The organism is Haloleucobacter albus (genome assembly GCF_052492075.1).
Genome location: NZ_JBQWAS010000030.1, coordinates 197,003 through 219,942 on the forward strand (window position 1 = coordinate 197,003; position 22,940 = coordinate 219,942).

At 62.0% G+C, this 22,940-nt stretch carries 22 protein-coding genes; 7 read left to right on the forward strand and 15 right to left on the reverse strand.

Going from position 1 to position 22,940, the window contains the following annotated elements:
- Window positions 1-232 precede the first annotated feature (232 nt).
- The 12 genes from pgi to ACT6QH_RS14460 form a co-directional block, all read right to left on the reverse strand.
- A complete protein-coding gene (pgi, locus tag ACT6QH_RS14405) occupies window positions 233-1,915 on the reverse strand; it encodes a glucose-6-phosphate isomerase (RefSeq protein WP_444975518.1) in 1,683 nt (560 codons plus the stop codon).
- A 384-nt stretch (window positions 1,916-2,299) separates the two neighbouring features.
- Complete coding sequence (rpsU, locus tag ACT6QH_RS14410; RefSeq protein WP_444975519.1) at window positions 2,300-2,527, reverse strand: 30S ribosomal protein S21; 228 nt, start codon at window positions 2,525-2,527, stop codon at window positions 2,300-2,302.
- Window positions 2,528-2,701: 174 nt separating this feature from the next.
- Complete coding sequence (locus ACT6QH_RS14415; protein ID WP_444975520.1) at window positions 2,702-3,811, reverse strand: 5-(carboxyamino)imidazole ribonucleotide synthase; 1,110 nt, start codon at window positions 3,809-3,811, stop codon at window positions 2,702-2,704.
- A 1-nt stretch (window position 3,812) separates the two neighbouring features.
- Entirely contained in the window at window positions 3,813-4,295 is a 483-nt protein-coding gene (purE, locus tag ACT6QH_RS14420) for a 5-(carboxyamino)imidazole ribonucleotide mutase (protein ID WP_444975521.1), read from the reverse strand.
- Between the two features lie 92 nt (window positions 4,296-4,387).
- Window positions 4,388-5,398: a lipid A biosynthesis lauroyl acyltransferase gene (locus ACT6QH_RS14425; RefSeq protein ID WP_444975522.1), complete on the reverse strand. Its 1,011-nt coding sequence runs from the start codon at window positions 5,396-5,398 to the stop codon at window positions 4,388-4,390.
- An 82-nt stretch (window positions 5,399-5,480) separates the two neighbouring features.
- Window positions 5,481-6,503 carry a zinc-binding dehydrogenase gene (locus ACT6QH_RS14430; RefSeq protein ID WP_444975523.1) on the reverse strand — a complete coding sequence of 341 codons (1,023 nt, stop codon included), beginning with the start codon at window positions 6,501-6,503 and terminating at the stop codon, window positions 5,481-5,483.
- A 150-nt stretch (window positions 6,504-6,653) separates the two neighbouring features.
- Complete coding sequence (locus ACT6QH_RS14435) at window positions 6,654-7,937, reverse strand: beta-ketoacyl-ACP synthase (RefSeq protein ID WP_444975524.1); 1,284 nt, start codon at window positions 7,935-7,937, stop codon at window positions 6,654-6,656.
- Between the two features lie 227 nt (window positions 7,938-8,164).
- A complete protein-coding gene (locus ACT6QH_RS14440) occupies window positions 8,165-9,352 on the reverse strand; it encodes a beta-ketoacyl-ACP synthase (RefSeq protein ID WP_444975525.1) in 1,188 nt (395 codons plus the stop codon).
- The gene (locus ACT6QH_RS14445) at window positions 9,345-9,818 is read right to left on the reverse strand and encodes a 3-hydroxyacyl-ACP dehydratase FabZ family protein (protein ID WP_444975526.1); all 474 of its coding nucleotides are present in this window, start codon (window positions 9,816-9,818) and stop codon (window positions 9,345-9,347) included. The genes ACT6QH_RS14440 and ACT6QH_RS14445 overlap by 8 nt, the downstream gene beginning before the upstream one ends.
- A 28-nt stretch (window positions 9,819-9,846) precedes the next feature.
- Window positions 9,847-10,128: an acyl carrier protein gene (locus ACT6QH_RS14450; RefSeq protein ID WP_444975527.1), complete on the reverse strand. Its 282-nt coding sequence runs from the start codon at window positions 10,126-10,128 to the stop codon at window positions 9,847-9,849.
- A 301-nt stretch (window positions 10,129-10,429) separates the two neighbouring features.
- The gene (gene ypfJ / locus ACT6QH_RS14455; protein WP_444975528.1) at window positions 10,430-11,332 is read right to left on the reverse strand and encodes a KPN_02809 family neutral zinc metallopeptidase; all 903 of its coding nucleotides are present in this window, start codon (window positions 11,330-11,332) and stop codon (window positions 10,430-10,432) included.
- Between the two features lie 143 nt (window positions 11,333-11,475).
- Window positions 11,476-12,267: a phosphatase PAP2 family protein gene (locus ACT6QH_RS14460; RefSeq protein WP_444975529.1), complete on the reverse strand. Its 792-nt coding sequence runs from the start codon at window positions 12,265-12,267 to the stop codon at window positions 11,476-11,478.
- Window positions 12,268-12,417: 150 nt separating this feature from the next.
- On the opposite strand from ACT6QH_RS14460, the gene ACT6QH_RS14465 reads away from it, so the two are divergent.
- The 3 genes from ACT6QH_RS14465 (at window position 12,418) to ACT6QH_RS14475 (ending at window position 14,964) form a co-directional block, all read left to right on the forward strand.
- Complete coding sequence (locus tag ACT6QH_RS14465; RefSeq protein ID WP_444975530.1) at window positions 12,418-13,032, forward strand: 2-hydroxychromene-2-carboxylate isomerase; 615 nt, start codon at window positions 12,418-12,420, stop codon at window positions 13,030-13,032.
- Window positions 13,033-13,189: 157 nt separating this feature from the next.
- On the forward strand, window positions 13,190-13,888 hold the full coding sequence (locus ACT6QH_RS14470; RefSeq protein ID WP_444975531.1) for an orotate phosphoribosyltransferase: 699 nt from the start codon (window positions 13,190-13,192) through the stop codon (window positions 13,886-13,888).
- Between the two features lie 5 nt (window positions 13,889-13,893).
- Window positions 13,894-14,964 (forward strand): quinone-dependent dihydroorotate dehydrogenase, encoded by a 1,071-nt coding sequence (locus ACT6QH_RS14475; protein ID WP_444975532.1) that lies wholly within the window; start codon window positions 13,894-13,896, stop codon window positions 14,962-14,964.
- Window positions 14,965-15,063: 99 nt separating this feature from the next.
- Here the strand turns inward: ACT6QH_RS14475 and mscL are convergent, their stop codons facing one another.
- Window positions 15,064-15,501, reverse strand: coding sequence for a large conductance mechanosensitive channel protein MscL (mscL, locus tag ACT6QH_RS14480; RefSeq protein ID WP_444975533.1), 438 nt, complete (start codon window positions 15,499-15,501; stop codon window positions 15,064-15,066).
- A gap of 329 nt (window positions 15,502-15,830) precedes the next feature.
- Between mscL and fabA the strand changes: the two genes are divergently transcribed.
- From fabA to ACT6QH_RS14500, 4 genes are all read left to right on the forward strand, one after another.
- On the forward strand, window positions 15,831-16,370 hold the full coding sequence (fabA, locus tag ACT6QH_RS14485; protein ID WP_444975534.1) for a 3-hydroxyacyl-[acyl-carrier-protein] dehydratase FabA: 540 nt from the start codon (window positions 15,831-15,833) through the stop codon (window positions 16,368-16,370).
- Window positions 16,371-16,424: 54 nt separating this feature from the next.
- Window positions 16,425-17,642, forward strand: a complete 1,218-nt coding sequence (gene fabB, locus ACT6QH_RS14490; RefSeq protein WP_444975535.1) for a beta-ketoacyl-ACP synthase I — start codon at window positions 16,425-16,427, stop codon at window positions 17,640-17,642.
- 175 nt (window positions 17,643-17,817) lie between these two features.
- Window positions 17,818-18,666, forward strand: a complete 849-nt coding sequence (gene fabI, locus ACT6QH_RS14495) for an enoyl-ACP reductase FabI (RefSeq protein ID WP_444975536.1) — start codon at window positions 17,818-17,820, stop codon at window positions 18,664-18,666.
- Window positions 18,667-18,970: 304 nt separating this feature from the next.
- Window positions 18,971-19,861 carry a cation diffusion facilitator family transporter gene (locus ACT6QH_RS14500; RefSeq protein WP_444975537.1) on the forward strand — a complete coding sequence of 297 codons (891 nt, stop codon included), beginning with the start codon at window positions 18,971-18,973 and terminating at the stop codon, window positions 19,859-19,861.
- 104 nt (window positions 19,862-19,965) lie between these two features.
- On the opposite strand, the gene mog is transcribed toward ACT6QH_RS14500, so the two are convergent.
- On the reverse strand, window positions 19,966-20,502 hold the full coding sequence (mog, locus tag ACT6QH_RS14505) for a molybdopterin adenylyltransferase (RefSeq protein WP_444975538.1): 537 nt from the start codon (window positions 20,500-20,502) through the stop codon (window positions 19,966-19,968).
- A 9-nt stretch (window positions 20,503-20,511) separates the two neighbouring features.
- The gene (gyrB, locus tag ACT6QH_RS14510; RefSeq protein WP_444975539.1) at window positions 20,512-22,938 is read right to left on the reverse strand and encodes a DNA topoisomerase (ATP-hydrolyzing) subunit B; all 2,427 of its coding nucleotides are present in this window, start codon (window positions 22,936-22,938) and stop codon (window positions 20,512-20,514) included.
- Window positions 22,939-22,940 lie beyond the last annotated feature (2 nt).

Consider the following 22,940-nt stretch of genomic DNA (forward strand, 5'->3'; position numbering starts at 1 on the left):
GGGCCAGTCAACCGGCGCGTCGTTCCGCAGGGGTGGGGAAGTGCCCCTCAATGCCTGTTTCGCTGCCGGCGCTGCCGCCTTTGCAGGGCGGGCGAATGCGCCAGAGCAGGCCCTATGCACCACTAAAATGGGGCAGAAAAAAAGAAGCGTGCGAGAGCCAGCCGCGAAATGGCTCTGTTCCGCTATTTGCACAGGTGCGAGACGAACCTGAAGAAAGGGGAATAAGGGCGGGTTAAGGTGCGCCTTTTTCCTGCGGGCGAAGATGCGCCATGAGGCCGGCCGTCGAGGCGGAAGCATCTTGCGGCATCGCGCCCCCTTCAAAAGCGGGCAGCAGGGCGGTGGCCAGTTCCTTGCCCAGTTCCACCCCCCATTGATCGAATGGGTTGATGCCCCAGATCATGGCTTCCACAAACACGCGATGCTCATAAAGCGCCATGAGGCGGCCGAGTGTGAACGGGTCCAGCCGACGATAGGCCAGTGTGATGGAAGGGCGGTTGCCGGGGAAGACCCGGTGCGGGGCAAGGCGGGCCACATCTTCTTCCGTGCGGCCCTGTGCGCGCAATTGGGCAACGGCTTCTTCCTCGCTGCGCCCGCGCATCAGCGCTTCAGACTGGGCCAGACAATTGGCCATGAGCAGCCTGTGGTGCGCTTCCAGCGCAGGCTCGGGGCCTTCCGACGCAATCAGGAACTCCACCGGCACTACATCCGTGCCCTGATGCAGAAGCTGGAAAAAGGCGTGCTGCGCATTGGTGCCCGGCCCACCCCAGACGATAGGCCCGGTGGGGCGCGTAACCTCAGCGCCATCACGGGTTACACGCTTGCCATTGCTCTCCATATCGAGCTGCTGGAGATAGGCCGGAAAGGCGCGCAGGCGTTGATCATAAGGAATGACCGCGCGGGTGGGGTAGCCGCATACATCGCGGTGCCACAGCCCCACAAGGGCCAGCAGCACGGGGAGGTTCTGCGAGAAAGGCGCAGTGCGGAAGTGGAGATCCATCGTCGCCGCGCCATGCAGAAAGGCTGAAAAATTCTGCGCTCCAATCGCAATGACGACAGGCAGGCCGATGGCGGACCAGACCGAATAGCGCCCGCCAATAAAGTTCCACAAGCCGAATGCCCGTTCTGCGGGAATGCCGAAGCTGGAAACCCGCTCCAGCGCCGTGGAAACCGCTGCAAAATGGCTTCTCACGGCCGCTTCCCCCAGCGCCTCCACCAGCCAGTTCCGCGCTGTTTGGGCATTGCGCATGGTTTCCATTGTGGTGAAAGTTTTGGAGGCCACAATGAAGAGCGTGGTGGCGGGGTTCAGCTTGTGCAGCAATTCCCAAATATGGGCGCCATCGACATTGGAGATGAAGTGGCAATCGGGCCCGTCCCGATAGGGTGCCAGTGCCTTGAAAACCATGGCGGGGCCCAGGTCCGAGCCGCCAATGCCGATATTGACCACATCCGTGAAAGCCTGCCCCTGGCATCCGGTGATGCGGCCTGAGCGTACGTCTTCAGCGAAGGCGTACATTCGCTCCTGTACGTGCCGCAGCGGGGGAATCACATTCCGGCCATCCACCGTGATTGGGGTATCACGCGAATCACGCAAGGCGCTGTGAAGGGCGGCGCGCTGTTCCGTATTGTTGAGGAGGGCTCCGGCGAACAAGGCGTCGCGCGCGTCAGAAATTCGGGCTGATTCAGCCAGTTGCAGCAGCAGATCCAGTGTGCCGGATGTCAGGGCCGTTTTTGAAAAATCCAGCAGCAGATCATCCTGGCGCGCGGAAAAACGGGTGAAACGCGCGGGCTCCCCGAACAGTTCGACAATGCACGGATGGTCCTGCGCGTGGGCGCTGGCCAGCTTGCGCCAGATGTGATCCAGATCAGCAGGGCAGGACGAAAGCGGGCTGTGTTGAGAGCAGCGGGTTGCGGTCATGGGACTGCTGCACCTTCCTCAAAAGCGCTGGAGGCCGGGAGGGGAATATATGCTCATCTGTATCGGCAGAGCACGCATCTGCCATATGCGGCTGCAAGACATGGTAAAAACTCGCAGCCAGCCCCGTCATTGTGCCGGATATGCGGTGTTTTACACAGCTTCACCTGAGTCTGCTGCTCCGGTGCAGGAAGGCATCTGCAAAAAGTAGGCGAAGGCTGCTCAATGCACAAAAATCCGCGTAGCTGCGCCACGCGGATTCTTTCCATGCATCGGATCAATGCATTCCGAAGGGCGGGGCAAGAAGCACTCTGTGAAAGCGCCGGACAGGCCGGCCTGTTTCACATCGCCATCGGAGAGGAGCCTCACAAGGAGGCTCCGTAAAACTCAGCGGCCGCGGCCCTTGGTCGGCAGCAGGCCTTCGCGCTGTGCGCGCTTGCGGGCCAGCTTGCGGGCGCGACGGATGGCTTCAGCCTGTTCGCGCGCACGCTTTTCGGAGGGCTTCTCATAATGACCGCGCAGCTTCATCTCGCGGAAGATCCCCTCACGCTGCATCTTCTTCTTGAGCGCCTTGAGGGCCTGATCCACATTGTTGTCGCGGACGAGAACTTGCACGTTACTACCTCTTTGAACTGATGCGCCGATCCGGTGCGATATGATCTGATATTCCGGTCCAGGTGCGCCGATGCGGGAGAGCTGATCTCTCAGGCAATGGCTGCATGTCCGGAAAGAGCCGCTCTATTATCAGAGACAGAAGGGCCTGTCCACAGTTGAAACGAATGGGCGGGTTCAGCACCCGTCCGTCTTGCGCCCGTCAAGAGCGTCAGCATCGGGCCACAAGCGATTGACATGGCCCATCTTTCGGCCTTCCCGCGCGTCATGTTTCCCGTACAGGTGGAGATGCGCATTGGGTTCGGCAAGCAGATGCTGCCATTCCTGCAGATCGTCGCCGATGAGATTGGTCATTTCCACCCGGCCGAGTCGCGCCGTCTCACCCAGCGGCCAGCCGGCAATAGCGCGCACATGCTGCTCAAACTGGGAGGTGACAGCGCCATTCTGGGTCCAGTGGCCGCTATTGTGCACGCGCGGGGCCAGTTCGTTCACCAGCAGGCGTTCATCCGCGCCATGGCTCACCACAAACAGTTCTACCGCCAGAACACCGACATAATCCAGCGCGCGGGACAGTTTGCAGGCGATATCGTGAGAGCGGGCGCGGGTGCCGGGCGTGACCTGTGCCGGCACACTGGAGACATGCAGAATGTGGTTACGGTGCACATTCTGTGTCAGCTCATAGGCGGCGAAGGCGTCATCACTGCGCCGCGCCGCGACCACCGAAACCTCTCGTTCGAAAGGCACGAAACCTTCGAGAATCGCCGGAGCGCGTCCCAGCGCCTGCCAGGCCGCAGCGAGATCATCGCCGGGGTGCAAGGTCACCTGCCCCTTGCCGTCATAGCCGAATCGACGGGTCTTCAGCACGGCTGGCAGGCCAATGGCGGCCACCGCAGCTTCCAGGCCGGGTAGATCATCGACCGCTGCAAAGGGGGCTGTCTCGATGCCGAGATCGCGCACGAAGGTCTTTTCGGCCAGCCGGTCCTGCGTGATGGCCAGAGCCCGTGCTCCGGGCGCCAGCCTCACGCGGCCGGCAAGAAACTCTGCCGTGGCGAGGGGTACATTCTCGAATTCATAGGTCGCCACCGCAATGCCGTCAGCAAAGCGGGCGAGGGCGGCCTCGTCATCATAGGCCGCGCAAATATGCTCGGCGCAGACATCAAAGGCCGGGCTTTCGCGATCCGGGCAGAGAATGCGGGTTTTAAGGCCAAGATTGGCTGCGGCAAGCGCGATCATGCGGCCAAGCTGGCCACCACCGAGAATGCCGATCATATCACCGGGTTGAAGCATATCAGGCCGGGCGCTCCGTCACGGCCGCTGTGCGGGCCGCGCGCCACGCCTCCAGCCTCTGGGCCAGAGCCGTGTCTTCAAGGGCCAGAACGGAACTGGCCAGAAGGGCGGCGTTGGTGGCCCCGGCTTTGCCAATGGCCAGTGTGCCCACGGGCACGCCCGCTGGCATCTGCACGATGGAATAAAGGCTGTCGATCCCGGACATGGCCTTGGATTCAACGGGCACGCCGAAAACGGGCAATGTGGTGAGCGCCGCCACCATGCCGGGCAGGTGCGCAGCCCCGCCGGCCCCGGCGATAATGACCTTGTAGCCATTGCCCTTGGCTGCACGCGCAAACGCATACATGCGCTCAGGCGTGCGATGAGCCGAAACGATCAGCGCTTCATGCGGCACATCGAGCGCTTCAAGCGTCTCGACCGCATGGCGCATGGTCTCCCAATCCGACTGGCTGCCCATGATGACGGCCACCTGCGGTGCGCTCATCTCTCCCGACCCCCGCAAAATGGAAAGCGCGGAAGTACCGGAAGATGCGCTCTGGGGCAAGGAAAATGCGTCATCAGCCGTTTCTCTTCACATCATGGCCGCCAGCGACGGTGTAGCCAGAGCCATTGTTCGGGATATTCGCGTACCCAGCTTTCAATGACAGAGGTGACCGCCTGCATGGTGCCCTGCACGTCGATCTTGCCTTCTTCATCGCGGGGCAATTCCAGTTCTTCGGTGATCTCGACGCGGAAGCGCGCACCCGGAAGGCGAACCACGCGCATGCCATGCACGGGGCATTCAAACTGGCGTGCAAGGCGGGCAAGGGTGGGGTTGGTGGCGCAGGGCCGACCAAAGAACATCACCTCAGGCCCATTGGTCCAATACTGGTCCACCAGCATGCCCAAATGCTCGCCATTGGCCAGCATGCGCGCCATCACCCGCCCGGCATCGCGCCCGGCGCGGATGAGGTAGGGCATTGTTTCAGCGCGCATTTCTTCGATAAGGTCTGCTGCCTTCCGGTTGTTCGGCGCGCGATACAGCACCCCGCCCGGCACGTTGAATTCCGCACCGGCGATGGCGCACAATTCCCAGTTTCCGGTATGGGCGGTGAAGAACAGGGCCGGGCGACCGTCATCACGCAGGCGCTTGAAAATCTCCGCGCCTTTCACCTCGATCCGGCCGGCATCAGGCTTCTCCGGGTCATAATCCCAGAGCTGATCCTGTTGGGCGAAATCCGCGGTGAGCCGGCCCATATTGGCCCAGATCCCACGTACGAGATGGGTGATTTCCGCGTCGCTTTTTTCGGGAAAGGCTGCCTTGAGATTGCGCCGCGCCACCTTGGTGACGGGGAAGAACGGCCCTACAAGCCGCGCCCAGAAGGCCATGCCGCCAGATGAGATGGAAAGAGGCCAGAGCCGCAGCCACCAGATGGAAAGGCGCACATAGCCGCCTACAAATGATTCCACCAGCGGGGTGAGCCGGCTTTTCAGCCAGTTGCGCAGGCGGCGCAGAAGCGGAGGGCGTTTTCGAGGGGGCCGTTTGCCAGCTTTTGGGCCACCCGAAGGGGCGGGAGGGCTGGAAGCGCTATTTTCAGAGATAGACACGGATTTGGCTCAGAGGGGCGAGTTTGGGGCTGAGGGGCTGGCCACTTGCAATGACGGCCAGCCTGAACAACCCTGGCTTCGCTCAGAACTTCACGATGATCTTGCCGAAGACCCGGCGGCTTTCCAGCCGCTCCAGCCCTTCATTGAAGTTTTCCAGCGGCACCACCGTATCAATCACCGGCTTGATGCCGCGGCCCATCTTCTCAAGGCCATCGGCCACATTGCGGATGGTCGCGCCGAAAGAGCCGAAAATCTTGTACTGGCGCTGGAACAGCTGCATCAGGTTCATCTGCACCGTCACGCCGGAGGTGGACCCGCAGGTGACGAGGCGCGCGCCAGGCTTCATGGAGAGCAGGGAGGCGTTCCAGGTATCCGCGCCGACATGCTCGAACACCACATCGACGCCGACCTTCTTGGTGATCTTGCGTACTTCGTGCTCAAAGCGGTCCTTGCGGTAGTTGATGACATGGTCCGCGCCCAGTGCGAGGGCCTTTTCGGCCTTCTCGTCATCTCCAACCGTGGTGATGACGGTGGCCCCCACATCCTTGGCCAGACGGATGGCCGCCGAGCCGATACCGGAGCCGCCGGCATGTACCAGTACGGTTTCGCCCCGCTCCAGCTTCGCATTGTCGAACAGCATATGCTCGACAGTGGAGAAGGTGATGCCGGCGCAGGCCGCATCCTCGAAAGAGACGCCTTCAGGCGCAGGCAGCACCAGCCGCTCAGGCAGGTTCAGCAGGTCACGGGCGAAGCCATCAATATGGAAGCCGAGCACGCCGCCGACATCGGTGCACAGATTGTCCCGGCCATCGCGGCAGTTCTTGCAGTGGCCACAGGTCATCGCGCCATACATGGAGACAGTCTGGCCCACCTTCAGGCCGCGCACATCCGCGCCCACTTGCACCACTTCACCGGCCGCTTCAGCGCCCACCACCAGAGGCATCTTTCGCTTGGCGAAGGCCATGCCGCGCCAGCCCCACACATCAATATGGTTCAGCGCCAGCGCCTTCACGCGAATCTGAACCTCGCCCGCGCCGGGAGCTTCCGGCTCCGGCAGGTTGACCAGTTCAAGCTTGCGATCGGAAACGAGCTGAAGGGCGCGCATTATTGTGTCTCTGATTGATGTGGGCGGCCGGCAGACGCGGCGCAGACTGGCCTGCCTTATAGCTGTTCAAGCAAGGCAGGACAAAGGCCGCAGCTGAATTGCAGGGAGATTCCCCACATCGCTGCGGCCTGTAAGGCTTGGAAGAGGTGATCAGGCCGGTTCGCCGGTGACCACGAGGCACACATTCTGGCCGCCAAAACCGAACGAGTTGGAGATAACGCGCCGCACCTCGGCGTCACGCGCCACATTCGGCACCACATCCAGCGGAATAGTCGGGTCAGGAATGTTGTAATTGATGGTCGGCGGAATGCGGCCATTGGTGATGGTGAGCAGCGAGACCGCCGCCTCAATGGCTCCGGCCGCCGTCAGCGTGTGGCCGATCATCGACTTGTTGGACGAGATCGGGATATTGGCGAGCTTCTCCTCGCCGAACACGCCCTTCAGGCCAACATATTCCATGCGGTCATTTTCCGGCGTGGAGGTGCCGTGGGCGTTGATATAATCGACATCATCCGGGGTGATGCCGGCATCATCCAGCGCATTCTTCACGCAGCCGATGATGGGGCGGCCATCCGGGCTGGAACGGGTGCGGTGGAAATTGTCCGCCATCTCGCCGCAGCCTTCCAGAACGCCGAGAATCTTCGCACCGCGCGCCACGGCATGTTCATAGCTTTCCAGCACCAGGGCTGCCGCGCCTTCGGCCATCACGAAGCCCTCACGGTCCTTCGCAAAGGGGCGAGAGGCCTGTTCGGGCTTGTCATTTGCGGTGGAAAGCGCCGAAAGGAGCGAGAAGCGGATCAGTGCTTCGGGGTGGACCGAGCCATCCGTGCCCAGCGAAATGGCGACATCGGTATCACCCCGGCGAATGGCTTCCACGCCAAGCTGAATGGCTGTGGCCCCGGAAGCGCAGGCGGTGGACAGCGAGATGGGCTGGCCGCGCGTGCCGAAGCGGTCTGCCAGATGCACGGCCACGGAGCCGAACAGGAAGCGTTCATGCCAATCGCGGAATTTGCCGGAAGCCGCGGCCTTCAGCAGATCACGATAGGTGACAGGATAATGGCCTACGGCCTGCGCCAGTTCGCGGCGCTCCGGCCATTCCAGCTCCACCGGGGGAACGGCGGCGAACAATGGGCCGGGGAAATTGCCGGGCGTGCCGACCCCGGCTTCGGTGATGGCTTCATCCATCGCCAGCGTGGCCAGCTTCTCGGAGAGATCCGGCGCAGGCACACGGCCCTCAAACAGATAATCCACCGTCCCGGCGATGGAGGTGCGCATACCCTCGATGGGGAAGCGGGTAATGGTATGGATGCCCGATTCGCCGGCCGTGAGCCGCCGCCAGTTCTCGGCCTTGCCCTGACCGAGCGAGGTGACGAGGCCAATGCCGGTGACCACCACGATGGGCCGGCCGAATTTATCCAGATGCGCCTGCGTCATGTCGCGGCTCCTCGTATTCCGTAAGCTCTTCCGCCCTGATTTGCGCATCTTGTCGCGCGGGGTGGAAGGCTCAGAATTGTTCGGGCGGCGTGCCGCAGCTTATGCCCGGCACAGCCTCAGAAACCAGAAACGGAGTATCTTCATGTTCCGGTGGAACCGGGAAATGCTCCGGCCCGTGTCATCATGCAGAGCGGACGGGCCCGTTGGGCCCGTCTCGACAGTGTCGATCAGGCCTTTTCCACCAGTGCGGCACCTTCGCCGCTCCAGTGGCCGATACCCGTCACGATGATGCGCTCGGCATCATTGCCGCCCTGTTCCAGCGGATCACCTGCCAGAGCCGGAAACAGCGCATTCTGAGACAGGCACAGCGTGGCCAGCGCGAGGCCGGCGGCGAAATGCGCCTCAAAGCCGTGGCCCAGGCGATTGCCCACGGCACGCACCGGCAGGCCGGTTTCGGCCAGAACCTTCGCTTCGGCCGCAGTGGCGGTGTCCGCGCCGGTTGCGCCGGAAAGAACCGCAGTGCGACCCTGGGTGCCTGCGGCAGCCAGAAGATCGCGGATCTGCTGTTCCAGCGCACCCTCATTCGCGCGGCGGGCCCGCTCGGACCACACGGCGGAGAGCTTTGCGAGGGGCTTGGCACCGCGCGCTTTGGCATGTTCCGGGGATTCGAGAACCAGAAAGGCCCCCATTGAACCGGAGGCGATGCCACGACCGGAACCGGAAAAGACCGGCTGGAAGCTGCCCTTGCTGCAATCGCCATCCAGATCGTTCAGCAACAGCGTGTCTTCACGCTCGGCATTGCAGGAGCCACCCACAAGGGCGACTTCGCTTTGACCAGCGGCGATGCGGGCATGGGCGATGCGCACGGCATCCACCCCGCAGCTTTCCTCGCCCATGAAGGTGCGCGAGGAGCCGGTGACGCCATGCACGATGGATATGTTGCCGGCCAGCAGGTTGGAGAGCTGAGCCAGAGACAGGGTGGGGCGCAGATCCGAGAGCAGGCGCTCATTCAGAAGCTGCCCCGGATTGTTCGATGTCGCGAGGTCGCCAAGAATGGCGGAATCGACATCAAAATCACGTTCACCACCACCGGCGGAAACGATCATGTCGGTCTTGGAGAGGATTTCAGCATTTTTCGTGAGGCCAGCCGAATCAAGGGCGAGCCCGGCGGCATAGGTGCCGATACGCTGCCATGCTTCCATCTGGCGCTGATCCCCGCGTTTGGGAATCTGCGTGCTGAAATCCACCTTCATCAGGGGGTGCACCACATAGGGCGCAAAGGTTTCGGCATCGGTCACCGGGGCCGCGCCGGAGTTCAGGGCGTTCCAGTGGGCCTCCAGCCCCTCTCCCAGAGAGGAGAGCAGGCCAACGCCTGTAATCCACACCTCACGCCGCGCGGTCCGGTCCTCAGGCATCTACGAAATCCTTCAGCGGGAAGGAGACATGCTCCGCCACCTTCATCACCACGGGCTTCATCTTGCCTTCAGGCCAGGGCAGCACGCGGAAGGTGAGTTCCGCACCACAGATGGGGCGACCCTCAAGGGTGGCATGGGTTCGGGCCACCACGAAGCCGGAACCCTCATGCATGATCTCGGAATGCAGATCGAGATTCTGGCCCGGCACCACAAAGGTGCGCAGCTTGGCTTCCTTCACCGTGGCGAGGAAGGGCATCCGCTCGAAACGGTTGCGCGCCAGTATCAGCCACCCGGTGGACTGGGCCATGGCCTCGATCAGCAGGACGCCAGGCATGATGGGATAGCCGGGAAAATGCCCCTCAAAGATGGAGCTTTCCTCGGGCACCATGCCCTGGCAATGAATCTTGTTGAGCGACGGGTCGATAGACACGACCCGGTCGATCATCTTGAAGACTTCAGGACGCATTGTCTCCGCCTGATCCTAGCGCGACAGTTCAGGCGCTCTTGGCAGCGACCAGCTCGTCGATGCGCGCGCACAGGTTCTGGAGCACGAAATACTGCTCCGTGGTGGCCTTGCCCTCATTCACTTCCTGGGTCCACTGCTCCAGCGGCAGCTTGATGCCGAACGCCTTGTCGATGGCGAAGGCGATATCGAGGAAGTCGAGGCTGTCGATGCCCAGATCGTCGATGGCGTGGCTCTCGGGCGTGATGGTGTCCCGCGGGATATCACACGTTTCTGCGATGATATTGGCCACCGTTTCGAACGTGGAAGACATGGACTGACGCCTCTCATGTGCTCGGCCGTTCCGGGTCGTCTGTGCCGGCATGGCGCAAGAACGACGGGGGCAGCCGCAGGTGCGGCCGGATGGCCTTTGGAATAAGTTGACGGCCCCTATAGCGAACGCCGGGGGAGGTTTCAATGGCCGCAGGCGGCTGGAATGATGATGCCACCCATTCTGCAACCGTGCATCTGGCCTCTTCGCATGTGGTTGCCTGCGCCGCAAGTCCTTCCGCCGCATTTGAGCTCTGCGGGATGCAGGGCCGGGGCGCATTGGCGAATCAGTTTCAGGCGAAGGTTCAGATCGAGCCCTTGAAGCTGTTGCATTCCTGCATGGAGCCGGTCTTCAGGCCGCGGGTGAACCATGTCATGCGCTGCTGCGAGGTGCCATGGGTGAAACTGTCGGGCACGGCATAGCCCTGCGCCTGTTTTTGCAGCCGGTCATCGCCAATGGCGCTGGCGGCGTTGAGCGCCTCTTCCACATCTCCAGGCTCAAGGGTCTGGAACCGGGCGTCTGCATGGTTCGCCCATACACCGGCGAAGCAATCGGCCATCAGCTCTGTGCGCACAGAAAGGGCATTGGCCTCGGCGCGGGAGCCAGCCTGGCGCTGGGCCTGCTGCACCTTGGGCAGAATGCCCAGAAGGTTTTGCACATGGTGGCCCACCTCATGAGCGATAACATAAGCGGCGGCGAAATCTCCGGGGGCATTGAAGCGATTCTTCATCTCCTGGAAAAAGGAGAGATCCAGATAAACCTTCTGGTCCAGCGGGCAATAAAACGGCCCCATGGCCGATTGCGCGCCGCCGCAGGCCGAGCGGGTGGCACCGGAGAACAGCACCAGCTTGGGGTCCTGATAGGTCTTGCCATCGGCGCGGAACAGCTCCTGCCAGACATCTTCTGTCTGGGCGAGGACGGAGGCCGCGAAACGGCCCATCTCATCGGAAGGCGTGCCGGTGCGGCCGGCCTGCTGCTGGGGGCTCTGCTGCTGGCTCTGGCTGTAGCCGCCGCCCCTGTTGAGGGCTTCCATGCCGCCGATCAGCACCGCCGGATTGATGCCCAGCGCCCAGCCGATGAGCCCCACCACGATAATGGTGCCAAGGCCCAGCCCGCCCCGCCCGCCGGGCACGCGGAAATTGCCGCCGCCGCGCTGGCCGCGCCGGTCTTCCACATTGCTGCTGGTGCGGAAATCCTTCCACCGCATGGGTCCGTCTCCTGCTGGGCCGGATGGGTTCGTCCGGGTTTATGGCCTTACACCGCATCTCGACCATTGGACAATCCAGAGCTGGCGCACCCGCATGGGGTGTCAGCGGTGGCGTACCGGCGGGATGGAGTGAAGCCGGGCTTTCAGGCCGTGCTGTCATCCCGGCCAAGCTTGGTCCATCGGCGGATGGCCGCATAAGTTTGGCTCAAACCTTTGCGCAGGGCCAGCCCGATCCGGCCAATCGCATTTTCAGCCTGCTCATCGGTCGGCGCCTTGCTCCAGTCATAAAGCCAGAAGCGGGTGAAGCTGATGAGCGTGACCACGACGACGCCGGAAAACAACACATCGGTGAAGAAATGGCCGCCAAAGGCAAGGCGCAACCCGCCTGCCAGAAAGCCGAAGGCCAGCGCGCCGATCAGTGCGATCACCCGTAGCGGGCCGGGGGGGGCAAGGCTGGCCGGCGCAACCATCCAGAAGCCAAGTGCACCTTCACCGGAAACGAAAGAGCAGTTCGAGGGGCAGGCGCCATCGGTTTCATACCAGCCCTTGTAATCCAGCTGGCCGCCATATTGCTCCACATGCACCGGGCGGGGGCGGCCCCATTCCTGTTTCAGCAGGCCATTCACCAGCAGGCCGGGGCCCAGCGCCATGGTCAGCGCCAGCAGCAGGGCCGTGCGGGCGCGCATGAACATGCGCCCCATGGGGAAGATGATTTTCAGTACAATGGCGACAAGGGCAGGTATGGCAAAGGCCCAGGGAATATAATTGCCCCAGGCGCGCAAAGTCTGCGCCCACGGTTCCAGTGCCAGGCTGAACCCGCCTTGGGAGGGGTGCCAGAACAGATTCGTGAGTGCGATATCCCATTGCGGAAACAGGCCGAACAGGATAGCGGCGGCAGCCCCGGCCACCAGCATGAAGAGCATGACGGACTTCACTGGGGTTTTGCCTCTTTCGTATCGTGGGCTTTGTGGGGTGGCCTGCGTGTGCGGGCGTGCTCCGGGCGGATGCTCCCGGCTGTGCGCGCTTGCACAGGTGCTGTAAACAGGCGCAATGTTGCTGCAAGCATGTACAATCAGGTGTCCCGGATGACCAGAGCCGCGCTCGAATTCTTCTATGAGTTTGGATCACCTTATTGCTATCTCACGGTGGAGCGCATCTGTGTGCTGGCGGAGCAGGCTGATGTGAGGGTGCATTGGCGGCCTTTTCTGCTGGGCCCCATTCTGGCGGTGCAGGGGCTGAAGACCTCTCCCTTCAATGTGCATCCGGCCAAGGGCGCCCATATGTGGCGCGATATGGAGCGTCTGTGCGCCCATATGGGGTTGCCGCCGCTGACCCGGCCGAATCCCTTTCCTGCCCACAGCGTGCTGGCGTCGCGGGTGGCGGTACATCTGAATGATGCTTCTCGCCCAGCTTTCAGCCGCGCTGTCTATGAGGCGGAGTTCGCTCACGGGCGCGATATTTCCTGCCGGGAGACTGTGCGGCAGATTCTGGCTGGTCTCGGCCATTTCAGCGAAACCGTGATTGATGGGGCTCTTTCGTCCGAGAACAAGGCGCGGCTGCGGGCGCAGACAGATGAGGCAATACGCCGGGGCGTTTTTGGCGCGCCTACCTTCATCACGGAGGACCATGAGTTGTTCTGGGGCAATGACCGGCTGGAACTGGCGCTGGAGCATGCCGCCGCGCTGGCTCGCGGGCGATGACAGGCCCGAAGCGCGGTGCGGGAGAGGCTTTTTCGTGCTTGCGACGGGCGACAACATGCGTGTGACATATGCACGGTGCGGGGTGTCGCGCGGGCGCGGCTCTGATATATGCGCGTGAGACAGATTTAACGAAGACACACTCAAGGGGCCTGCCCACATGGCGAATGTCACTGCCTTTCCCGACAAGGAAACCATTGCCAAGCAAACCGCGCGGATGCTGCTGGAAGTGGAGGCCGTGCGCTTTTCCTCCGGCGATCCCTTCATCTTCACCTCTGGCTGGGCCAGCCCTGTCTATATTGATTGCCGTCGGCTGATTTCCTTCCCCCGCGTGCGTCAGACGCTGGTGGATTTCGGCATTTCCACCCTGTATCGCGATGTTGGCTTCGAGCAGTTCGACGCTGTGGCCGGCGGTGAAACGGCGGGCATTCCCTTCGCTGCCTGGGTGGCGGACCGCATGATGCTGCCCATGCAATATGTGCGCAAGAAGCCCAAGGGCTTCGGTCGCAATGCGCAGATCGAGGGGCACCTGACCCCCGGCCAGCGCGTGCTTCTGGTGGAGGATCTCACCTCCGACGGGCGCTCCAAGGTCACCTTCGTGAATGCGCTGCGCACGGCTGGCGCGACCTGTTCGCACTGCTTCGTGTTCTTCTATTACGACATTTTCTCCGAGGCTTCCGGCATTCTGGATGAGGCGGGCCTCAGCCTGCACCGCCTGGCCACCTGGTGGGATGTGCTGGCTGAAGTGAAGACGATGAACCGTTTTTCGGCCTCCGAGATCGACCGGATCGAGTCCTTCCTGCATGATCCGCACGCTTGGTCCAAGGCCCATGGGGGCGCCGCCACCACGGGCGAGTGAATGATATGAGCCTTTACGCCCTTGCCCGGCCGCTGCTGCGCGCCATTACCCCGGAGCAGGCCCATGGCCTTGCCATCGCCGCCATGCGCCGGGGCCTTGCGCCGCGTTATGCCGGGCGGGACAATCCGGTTCTCAACACCCGTCTGTGGGGTATGGATTTTCCCAACCCCATCGGCCTCGCCGCCGGCTTCGACAAGAATGCCGAAGTGGTGGATGCGGTGCTGGATCTGGGATTCGGCTTTGTGGAAGCGGGGACGGTGACGCCGCGCCCGCAACCTGGAAACCCCAAGCCGCGCCTGTTCCGGCTGGAGGAGGATGAGGCGGTCATCAATCGCTTCGGCTTCAATAGCGAGGGGCTGGCTCCCTTTGTGGAGCGCCTGTCCGCGCGTCGCAAGGCCGGGCGCGGCGGCATTGTCGGGGCCAATGTCGGGAAGAACAAGGAAAGCACAGACGCCATCGCCGATTATGTGGCGGGCGTTTCAGCCACGGCAGGGCTGGCGGATTATCTGGTGTGCAACATTTCTTCTCCCAACACACCCGGCCTGCGCTCCTTGCAGGCGCGTGAGGAAATGGCCGGCCTGCTGCGCGCTGTTCTGGAAACGCGGAACAGCTTGCAGCCGGAGGCTTGCGCCCGTCCGCCGCTACTGGTGAAAGTGGCGCCGGATCTGGATGATGCGGGGTTGAATGACGTGGCTGCCGTCGCGCTTGAGACAGGCGTGGATGGTGTCATCATGGGCAACACCACATTGTCGCGCCCTGACAGCCTGAAAAGCGCGCACAAGGGCGAGACGGGTGGGCTCTCCGGCAAGCCGCTGATGGCGCTTTCCACGGAGCGGCTTGCCGCGCTCTATCGCCTGCTGGATGGACGCCTGCCCCTGATCGGCGTGGGCGGCGTCGCCTCCGGCGCGGATGCCTACGCCAAGATCCGGGCGGGAGCGAGCCTCGTGCAGCTCTATTCAGCCATGGTCTATCATGGCCCGGATCTGGTGATGCGGATCAAGAGCGAGCTAGCCGCGCTTCTGAAGGCGGATGGTTTCACCCATGTGCGTGATGCGGTGGGCGTGGATGCACGCTGAAACGGACCCGCGCTGAGCCGGCACCACGCTTCTTTTCAAGATATCCACACCCGGCCCGTTATATTCCGTGCGCCGGGTGTGGACAGATGTGAGTCGATCTTATTTGCGGGCGACATCCTTCGCGAGCAGGTCGCGAATCTCGGTCAGCAGTATTTCTTCCTGAGACGGGGCGGGCGGTTCTGCTGCGGCCTTGTCCTCAGCCGTGCGCCGCAATGTATTGATGCCGCGCACCAGCAGAAACAAAATGGCTGCAACAATCAAAAAATTGATGGCGATGGTGATGAAGTGGCCATAGGCCAGAACTGCGCCCTGCTTTTTCGCATCTGCAAGATTGTCCGCTGTCACGGCAGAGGATAAGGGCAGAAAATAATTGGAAAAATCCAGCCCGCCGGCCACAGCGCCGATCAGCGGCATGAAAATGTCCCCCACGATGGAGGTGACAATATTGCCGAAGGCTGCACCGATGATAACGCCAACGGCAAGATCCACGACATTGCCCTTGACGGCGAATTCCTTGAATTCCTTCAGAATGGCCATGCAATTCCTCATGAAACGGATGCGCACAGGGCAGAGCTGACTGGCGCGCGTGATGGGAAGTTGAAGTCTTGGCATTTGAACGCAATGCTGGAGAAGTACAAGAAAGATCATGGTTGAAAAGCCGGCAAAACATATATGCGCCGCATTCTTTCTACGGCCTTGAGAGGGGTTGGCGGGGGAGAAACTGGCCAGTTATGCCCCCCGTGACGCTTTCATGACTTTGAGCGGGCCCATGCCTATGGTACTGAGGGCGCGCTTCCGGTTCCGGGGGTGGGCCTCATGGCTCAATGGCAACGACCCTAGATGGGCAGAAGGCGACACAGCTTAGAATGGCGGAGCGGAAGAACAGTTTCGAGTTTGAGGATCTCCTCGCATGTGGGCGTGGCGAGCTTTTCGGGCCGGGCAATGCGCAACTGCCGCTGCCGCCCATGCTCATGTTCAACCGCATCTCCGAGATTTCCGAGACCGGCGGCGAATATGGCAAGGGCTTCATGCGGGCGGAGCTCGACGTGAATCCGGACCTTTGGTTCTTCGATTGCCATTTCAAGGGTGATCCGGTGATGCCCGGTTGCCTGGGGCTGGATGCCCTGTGGCAGATGGTGGGCTTTTTCCTCGGCTGGCTCGGTTCGCCGGGGCGCGGGCGCGCACTGGGGCTGGGCGAGCTGAAATTTTCCGGCCAGGTTCTGCCTTCCGTCAAGAAGGTGGTCTATGGCGTGGAATTCAAGCGTGTGATGCGCTCCAAGCTGGTGCTCGGCATTGCTGATGGCTGGGTCGAGGCCGATGGCGAGGTGATCTATCGCGCCAAGGATTTGCGGGTCGGCCTGTTTCAGGCTGAGGCCGCACCGGCGACGGGGGCCTCGGGCGCCTGATCCGGGCCGCCCACAGCCTTCGCCTTTGGCCACCTTTTCCAATGGGGATATGACATGCGGCGCGTCGTCGTCACGGGGATGGGGATCGTCTCATCCATCGGCAACAACACGCAGGAGGTGCTGACCAGCCTGCGCGAGGCCAGGAGCGGCATTTCCTTTGCCGATGACTATGCCGAGCTGGGTTTCCGCTCGCAGGTGCATGGCAAGCCGACCCTGAATGCCGAAGAGGTGGTTGACCGCCGCGCCATGCGCTTCCATGGCGGCGGAACCGCCTGGAACCATGTGGCCATGGAGCAGGCGATCGCCGATGCCGGGCTGGAGGAAACCGAGGTTTCCAATATCCGCACCGGCCTCGTGATGGGCTCGGGTGGTTCGTCCACCAAGACCATCGTGGATGCGGCTGATACCACCCGCACCAAGGGCCCCAAGCGCGTGGGCCCCTTCGCGGTGCCGAAGGCCATGGCCTCCACGGCGTCGGCCACGCTTTCCACCTGGTTCAAGATCAAGGGGCTGAGCTACTCCATCTCGGCCGCCTGCGCGACCACCAACATCTGTATCGGCAATGCTTATGAGCTGATCCAGTATGGCAAGCAGGATATCATCTTCGCCGGTGGCTGCGAAGACCTGCACTGGACCCTTTCCGTGCTGTTCGACGGCATGGGCGCGATGTCCTCCGGCTATAATGATCGCCCGCAGGTCGCTTCCCGCGCCTATGATGCGAATCGCGATGGCTTCGTGATTTCCGGCGGTGCCGGCGTTCTGGTTCTGGAAGAGCTGGAGCACGCCAAGGCCCGTGGCGCGAAGATTTATGCCGAGATCGTCGGCTATGGCGCGACATCTGATGGCGTGGACATGGTGGCGCCCTCCGGTGAAGGCGCAGAACGGGCGATGAAGCTGGCCATGGCGGGCATCAAGGCCCCGATTGATTATATCAACCCCCATGCGACCTCCACGCCCGTGGGCGACCTGAAGGAAATCGAGGCGATTCGCGCTGTATTCGGCGATAATTGCCCGCCCATTTCCGCCACCAAGTCGCTTACCGGCCATTCGCAAGGGGCGACCGGCGTGCATGAGGCGATCTATTCGATCCTCATGATGCAGAATGATTTCATCTGCGAAAGCGCCAATATCGAAGAGATTGATCCGGCCTTTGCCGACATGCCCATTCTGCGCAAGCGGGTGGACAATGCGAAGCTGGGCCATGTTCTTTCCAATGGTTTCGGCTTTGGCGGCACCAATGCCAGCCTTGTTCTGAAGCATGTGGATGCCTGAGGTTTTCGACACGGCCCGTAAGGGGAAACGGGCGGGCCGTGCGATTGCCTTGTCATTTTTCGTTGCGAGAGGTGAGGGGCTCCCCCGTGGTGCAAGCCGTCATGGTCTGCTATCGGCTTGGGAGAAGGGCGGGCTGTGCCTGCCTTCTGAAACTATCGCGCTCTGAGGGTGGGTGATGCAGGACCTGATGAAAGGCAAGCGCGGCCTGGTGATGGGCGTGGCCAACGACCATTCCATTGCCTGGGGCATTGCAAAGGCGCTGGCGGCGCAGGGAGCAGAACTGGCTTTCACCTATCAGGGCGAAGGCATGGCCAAGCGGGTGCGTCCGCTGGCGGAAAGCGTCGGTGCTTCCATTCTGCTGCCATGCGATGTGGAAGATCTCGGCAGCGTGGATGCGGTTTTTGAGACGCTCAAGGAAACCTGGGGCAGCATTGATTTTCTGGTGCATGCCGTGGCTTTCTCCGACAAGTCGGAGCTGAAGGGCCGCTACGCAGATACCTCGCGTGAGAATTTCTCACGCACCATGGTGATTTCCTGCTTCTCCTTTACGGAAATTGCCAAGCGTGCTGCTGCGCTCATGACCCATGGCGGTTCGCTCATCACGCTGACTTATGGCGGTGCCACGCGCGTGATGCCCAATTACAATGTGATGGGCGTGGCCAAGGCGGCGCTTGAGGCTTCCGTGCGTTATCTCGCCGCTGATTTTGGCGGAGAGGGCATCCGGGTCAATGCCATTTCGGCCGGGCCGGTCCGCACCCTTGCGGGGGCTGGCATCTCCGATGCCCGTCTGATGTTCAATTATCAGAAGCGCCATGCGCCCTTGCGCCGGACTGTTTCGATTGAGGAAGTGGGCAAGTCGGCCCTTTATCTGCTGTCAGATCTGTCCACGGGTGTCACCGGCGAAGTGCATTTCGTCGATTCCGGCTACAACATCATTTCCATGCCGCACCCGGATGTGCTGAAAACACAGGAAGATGCGGAAGCCAAGATGGCGGCTGATGTGCCGGCCAAGGCTGCCGAGTGAAATTTATGAGCCTGGTCGCAAGATCGGGCTGGTTTGAAACGAAGCACCACCCTGCTTTACGGCACGGGTGGTGTTTGCATCTGTAGCCCTGTTCCGGCTGCATGCCGTCATGCAGGTGAAACGCCTGTGAAACCTGGCCTCTGGCGGGTTGATGCCCTTATCGGAATAAATGCCGAGATTCGAGTGGGCAGACAGGGAATGTCACAGTTCCGTTTTCTCGGAACGCGAAAGTGCAGCCGTCGTCCGTGGAACAGCCAGCATTTCGCCAGCCGCTGCGGGCCGGTTTTGGGAGATAGGAAGGGCGATGAACCGCAAGATCATGCTCGTGGCCGGTGCCAGTGTGGTGATTGGCATTGTGGTGCTGGGGCTGAAGGCATTGGCCTGGTATGTCACAGGCTCGGTTGCATTGTTGTCTGATGCGCTTGAAAGCATCATCAATGTTGCCGCCTCTGCCGTTGCGCTGGTTGCGCTGGCCGTGGCCAACCGCCCGGCAGACGATAATCACCCCTATGGGCACACCAAGGCGGAATATCTCTCTGCTGTTGTGGAAGGGGTGCTGGTCATTGTGGCGGCCATCACCATTCTGCGTGAGGCTTATTTCGGCTATCTGAACCCGCAGATGCCGGATGATCCGTGGCAGGGTATTGTTCTGAACGGGGCGGCCACTGTTATCAATGTGGTGTGGTGCTGGTATCTGCTGCGTCTGGGGCGTCGGCATCGTTCGCCGGCTCTGACCGCAGATGGTAAGCATCTTCTGGCGGATGTCATCACTTCGATTGGTGTTCTGGCGGGCTTCGTTCTGGTGCCATTAACGGGCTGGGCCGAGCTGGATCCGATCATCGCCGGGCTGGTGGCGCTCAATATTCTCTGGATGGGCTGGGGGCTGATGCGCGAATCCGTCGGCGGGCTGATGGATGAAGCCGCACCTCAGGAGATGGTGGCCCGCATGCGCGAGCTGGTGGCGCTGCATGGCGAAGGTGCGCTGGAGGCTCATGATCTGCGTACCCGGCATGCCGGACGAATCACATTTGTAGAATTCCATCTCGTGGTGCCGGGTGAAATGAAGGTGGTGGATGCTCACGCCATCTGCGACCGCATCGAAAAGGCTTTCGATGCGGAGCTGGATGACACCATCGTCACCATTCATGTTGAACCGGAAAGTGAAGCCCAGCGCCAGGGCATCATGGTGCTGTAGGCACAGGCACAATCAAAGCGCGCAGCGACGGGGGTTCTTGTCGCTGCTGCGGTTTGGAAACGCTTGGGGCCGCCTGAACCCGCTGTTTCTTGTCTTCTGCGGGTTCAGGCCCCTTTGGGGCGGAAAGCGGCGCAGAAAGCCGGATCAGTCTCGATACGGGCGGCGCCGATCAGATCCAGACAAAAGGGAATAGCCGGGAATACCGCCCCAAGGCAGGTGGCGATGGAGGCTGGCTTTCCAGGCAGATTCACAATCAGCGTTTGGCCGCGCACTCCGGCTTCCTGCCGCGAGAGAATCGCGGTGGGCACTTCATTCAGGCTGATGCGCCGCATCTGCTCGCCAAAGCCGGGCAGGGGCTTTTCAATGATCGCCGCCATGGCTTCGGGGGTCAGGTCTCGCGGGGCGGGGCCGGTGCCGCCAGTGGTGCAGATCAGGTCCAGCTTCTCGGTGTCACACAGAGTCAGCAATGTATCGCGCACACTGTCGAAGCCATCGGGAATCACCCGGTACTCGGCTTGCCAGGGCGAGGTGATGGCCTGCTCCAGCCAGGCGCGGATGGCCGGCCCGCTCTTGTCCTCATAGGCGCCGCTGCTGGCGCGATCCGAAATGGTGACAATGCCGATGCGGGTCGTCTGTTCCATGCCGCTACCTCACACGTCCACGCTGGCCTTCAGCGCATTTTCCTGAATGAATTCGCGGCGCGGTTCCACCACATCACCCATGAGGCGGTTGAACAGATCATCCGCCGCAGCGCCTTCCTTCACGCGCACCTGCAACAGCGAGCGGGCATTGATATCCAGCGTGGTTTCCCAGAGCTGGTCGGGGTTCATCTCCCCCAGTCCTTTGTAGCGCTGGAGGGAAAGCCCCTTGCGGCCGGAATCCGTCACGGCGTCGAACAGGTCGGCGGGGCCGTAGAGCATCTGTTCATCGCTTTTGCGACGGAGCACGGCGGGGGCGGTGAACACCCCGTCAAGATTGTGCGCCAGCGTATCGAGCCGGCGGGCTTCGGGGGTGGCGAGGAAGGCGGCGTCCAAGCGTACCACTTCCTTTACACCGCGCACCGTGCGGGTGAAGGTGAAGCCGCTTTCATCCGCAAGCCCTTCCCAGCCGCGCTCAATATCCTCGGCCAGAATATCCAGCCGCCTGGCGACCTCGGCGGCGACAGAGCCGGCAGATTCCAGATCTCCGATCACCGCGCCATCCAGCGCGCCCGCCAGCACGGCCTGTTCCACCACCGCCCGGTTATAGCGCGGATGCAGTGTGTGGAGTGCCGCGCGCATCTGCCGTGATGCCTCCACCAGATGGGCCAGATCAGCCCCGGTGCGGGTTTCACCGCTGGCGGTGACAAGTGCTGCCTCATCCAGCCCGGCGGTGATGAGGTAATCTTCCAGCGCCTTCTCGTCTTTCAGATAGGTCTCGGACTTACCACGCGTGACCTTGTAGAGCGGAGGCTGAGCAATATAGAGATAGCCCCGCTCTACAATCTCCGGCATCTGGCGGAAGAAGAAGGTGAGCAGCAGAGTGCGGATATGGGCGCCGTCCACGTCGGCGTCGGTCATGATGATGATCTTGTGGTAGCGCAGCTTCTCGATATTGAAGTCTTCGCGCCCAATGCCGGTGCCCAGTGCGGTGATGAGCGTGCCGACCTGCTCGGATGAGAGCATCTTGTCGAAGCGCGCGCGCTCCACATTCAGAATCTTGCCGCGTAGCGGCAGCACGGCCTGAAAGGCGCGATCACGCCCCTGCTTGGCGGACCCGCCTGCCGAGTCACCCTCGACGAGGAAGAGTTCGGATTTGGCCGGATCCCGCTCCTGGCAGTCGGCCAGCTTTCCGGGCAGGGAGGCGACATCCAGCGGGCTTTTGCGGCGGGTGAGGTCGCGGGCCTTGCGGGCGGCCTCACGCGCGGCGGCTGCTTCCACCACCTTGCCGATGACGGATTTGGCCTCGTTGGGGTTTTCCTCGAACCAGTTGGCCAACGCCTCGCTCACCACCGAATCCACCACCGGGCGCACTTCGGAGGAGACGAGCTTGTCCTTCGTCTGGGAGGAGAATTTGGGGTCCGGCACCTTTACGGACAGCACGGCGGTGAGCCCCTCGCGGCAGTCCTCGCCGGTGGGGTCCACCTTTTCCTTCTTGGAGATGCCGGAGGAGGAGGCATAGCCAAGCACCTGGCGGGTCAGCGCGGCGGCAAAGCCGGTGAAGTGGGTGCCGCGATCCCGCTGGGGAATGTTGTTGGTGAAGCAGAGCACATTCTCATGGTAGCCATCTGTCCAGGAGAGGGCAGCCTCCACCATGATGCCATCCTTTTCCGCACGGATGACGACAGGGTTCTCGAGCAGTGGGCTTTTGGCGCGATTGAGATATTTCACGAAGGCTTCCACACCGCCTTCATAATGCAGCTCCTCACGTACCGGCTCGGGGCCGCGCGCGTCGGTCAGCAGAATGCGGACGCCGGAATTCAGGAAGGCCAGTTCACGCAGGCGATGTTCCAGCGTGCCATAATCGAATTCAATGCGGGTGAAGGTTTCCGGGCTGGGCAGGAAGGTCACCATGGTGCCGCGTTTGCCCTCGGGGGCCTCGCCGCGCACCACCAGCGGCGCTTCGGCCTCGCCATGGCGGAAGCGCAGGAAATGCTCCTTGCCATCACGCCAGATGGTCAGATCCAGCCGGGTGGAGAGTGCATTCACCACCGAGACACCCACCCCATGCAGGCCGCCGGAGACCTTGTAGGAGTTCTGGTTGAATTTTCCGCCGGCATGAAGCTGGGTCATGATGACCTCGGCGGCGGAAACCCCTTCTTCCGGGTGGATATTGGTGGGAATGCCGCGTCCGTCATCCGTCACGGTCACGGAGCCGTCGGCATTGAGGGTGACAGTCACCTCATGGGCATAGCCGGCCAAGGCTTCGTCAATGGCGTTATCCACCACCTCATACACCATATGGTGCAGGCCGGAGCCGTCATCCGTATCGCCGATATACATGCCCGGACGCTTGCGCACGGCATCCAGCCCGCGCAGCACCTGAATGGACTGGGCATCATAGGACTCGGGGGAGGCTTCGGGCATGGGCTCAGACATGA

Bases quoted from the DNA above. Each gene is read 5' to 3' on its own strand.
- ACT6QH_RS14430 (WP_444975523.1), bottom strand. From the start codon at position 6,503: ATGCGCGCCCTTCAGCTCGTTTCCGATCGCAAGCTTGAACTGGTCAAC.
- fabI (WP_444975536.1), top strand. From the start codon at position 17,818: ATGCAGGACCTGATGAAAGGCAAGCGCGGCCTGGTGATGGGCGTGGCC.
- ACT6QH_RS14435 (WP_444975524.1), bottom strand. From the start codon at position 7,937: ATGACGCAGGCGCATCTGGATAAATTCGGCCGGCCCATCGTGGTGGTC.
- ACT6QH_RS14450 (WP_444975527.1), bottom strand. From the start codon at position 10,128: ATGTCTTCCACGTTCGAAACGGTGGCCAATATCATCGCAGAAACGTGT.
- pgi (WP_444975518.1), bottom strand. From the start codon at position 1,915: ATGACCGCAACCCGCTGCTCTCAACACAGCCCGCTTTCGTCCTGCCCT.
- fabA (WP_444975534.1), top strand. From the start codon at position 15,831: ATGGCGGAGCGGAAGAACAGTTTCGAGTTTGAGGATCTCCTCGCATGT.
- ACT6QH_RS14500 (WP_444975537.1), top strand. From the start codon at position 18,971: ATGAACCGCAAGATCATGCTCGTGGCCGGTGCCAGTGTGGTGATTGGC.
- mog (WP_444975538.1), bottom strand. From the start codon at position 20,502: ATGGAACAGACGACCCGCATCGGCATTGTCACCATTTCGGATCGCGCC.
- fabB (WP_444975535.1), top strand. From the start codon at position 16,425: ATGCGGCGCGTCGTCGTCACGGGGATGGGGATCGTCTCATCCATCGGC.
- purE (WP_444975521.1), bottom strand. From the start codon at position 4,295: ATGAGCGCACCGCAGGTGGCCGTCATCATGGGCAGCCAGTCGGATTGG.
- mscL (WP_444975533.1), bottom strand. From the start codon at position 15,501: ATGGCCATTCTGAAGGAATTCAAGGAATTCGCCGTCAAGGGCAATGTC.
- ypfJ (WP_444975528.1), bottom strand. From the start codon at position 11,332: ATGCGGTGGAAGGATTTCCGCACCAGCAGCAATGTGGAAGACCGGCGC.
- ACT6QH_RS14415 (WP_444975520.1), bottom strand. From the start codon at position 3,811: ATGCTTCAACCCGGTGATATGATCGGCATTCTCGGTGGTGGCCAGCTT.
- gyrB (WP_444975539.1), bottom strand. From the start codon at position 22,938: ATGTCTGAGCCCATGCCCGAAGCCTCCCCCGAGTCCTATGATGCCCAG.
- ACT6QH_RS14445 (WP_444975526.1), bottom strand. From the start codon at position 9,818: ATGCGTCCTGAAGTCTTCAAGATGATCGACCGGGTCGTGTCTATCGAC.
- ACT6QH_RS14475 (WP_444975532.1), top strand. From the start codon at position 13,894: ATGAGCCTTTACGCCCTTGCCCGGCCGCTGCTGCGCGCCATTACCCCG.
- ACT6QH_RS14465 (WP_444975530.1), top strand. From the start codon at position 12,418: ATGACCAGAGCCGCGCTCGAATTCTTCTATGAGTTTGGATCACCTTAT.
- ACT6QH_RS14470 (WP_444975531.1), top strand. From the start codon at position 13,190: ATGGCGAATGTCACTGCCTTTCCCGACAAGGAAACCATTGCCAAGCAA.
- ACT6QH_RS14440 (WP_444975525.1), bottom strand. From the start codon at position 9,352: ATGCCTGAGGACCGGACCGCGCGGCGTGAGGTGTGGATTACAGGCGTT.